1 protein-coding gene is annotated in these 1441 nt (G+C 68.9%); it reads right to left on the reverse strand.

Annotated features, from left to right (window positions below):
• Positions 1 to 34: 34 nt before the first annotated feature.
• Positions 35 to 1297 carry an ISL3 family transposase gene (locus GA0111570_RS17185; protein ID WP_245703278.1) on the reverse strand — a complete coding sequence of 421 codons (1263 nt, stop codon included), beginning with the start codon at positions 1295 to 1297 and terminating at the stop codon, positions 35 to 37.
• Positions 1298 to 1441: the final 144 nt, after the last annotated feature.

Genomic DNA, 1441 nt, shown 5'->3' on the forward strand with positions numbered 1-1441 from the left:
GGCTATTCGTAGTTGACCGTGGTGCCTTGGCTGGTCAATGGGCGGCGCCGCAGGTTCTGCGGGCGCTGCGCAGAAGGATACGTGCCTGGTAGTGCTCGTTGTTGCGGTAGCCACGCCCGGTCCGCTTGATGTGTTTGATCGCGGTGTTCGCCGCCTCGGTGCGGGCGTTGGTGACCCGGCTGGTAATGAACACCTCGATCGCCGACCACCACACGTTCAGCGTGTTCCAGAGCCGGCGGGTCTCGTCGGTGTCAGCGGCCTCCACCCAGTCCTCGAGCCGCGTCCAGGCCTGTCGGGCGGCCTGAAGGGTGGTCGTGTGCAGCAGGAGCCGCAGGCCTTCTTTGACGCCCCAGGCGGCGCCGAGTTCACCGGTCGGGTCGTCGGTCGCGAACACCTGCTCCAGCCGGGCCCGGCCTCGCGGGCTGAGGGTGTCGTAGCCGCGCAGCAGCAACATCCGGTGCGCCCAGGCCGGATCGACCTTGCGGCCCCGACGGGCATGACGTTGTTGGGCGAGGCGTTGGCGCACGTGGGTCAGGCACAGGTTCGCCAACTGGACCAGGTGGAACGGGTCGACCGCGATCCGGGCGGCCGGCAGGCACGTGGTGATCGCCTTACGGAACGCCGCCGACGGGTCAATCGCCACCACCTGGATCCGGGCCCGCCACTCCTTCGACCTGCTGGTGAGCCAGGCTTCGACGGCGGCGCTGTCGCGCCCGTCGACGATGCCCAGGACCTGCCCGGAGGCGACGTTGACGAACGTGCTCATCCACGGCTCCACCCGCGCCCAGGCACCGGTGTCGGGGTCCTTGAACCAGCGCACGGTGCGGTAGCGGTGCTCATCGATCCCCAGATACTTCACCTGCAGGGCGTCGACGTCGGGCAGCCGCTTCGCGGCGGCATCGACCACCTTCTGGGTGGTCCACCAGGACACCCCGAACCCGGCGGCCACACCGGCGACGGGTCGGCCGTGGTCGATCACCGCTTCCAGCATCGCCGTCCGCAGCCGGGTCGTGCAACGCGAGCGCAGCGGCAACTGGCTGGTCGTCTGGGTGAACGTGCGCCGCGAGCACGCCGCCTCGGCGCAGACCAGCCGGGGCTTGAGGACCACGACCTCCAGAGCGCCGGCATGCCCGACGTCACGGACCCGTTGGCGGGACCAGGCGTGGACCCGCTGGGACACGACCCCGCAGTCGGGGCAGGCATCGGCGATGGTGTCAGCCCGAACGACGACCCGTCTCCCGCCCAGGGGCAGGTCGATCGCGTCGATGACGTGGTAGTCGGGCAGGTTGAAGATCACGCTCGCAGCATCATGCTGCGAGCACGTAGGCTCGATCACAGCTCGTGGTCCTTGTTCTCTGGGCGGATGTCTCGCAACACCCATCCCAGCGCAAGGCCACGAGCCCTTGCGTCAACGACCCACCACACTCAACTACGAACAGCC

It is taken from the genome of Raineyella antarctica (genome assembly GCF_900092135.1).
Classification (GTDB): domain Bacteria; phylum Actinomycetota; class Actinomycetes; order Propionibacteriales; family Propionibacteriaceae; genus Raineyella; species Raineyella antarctica.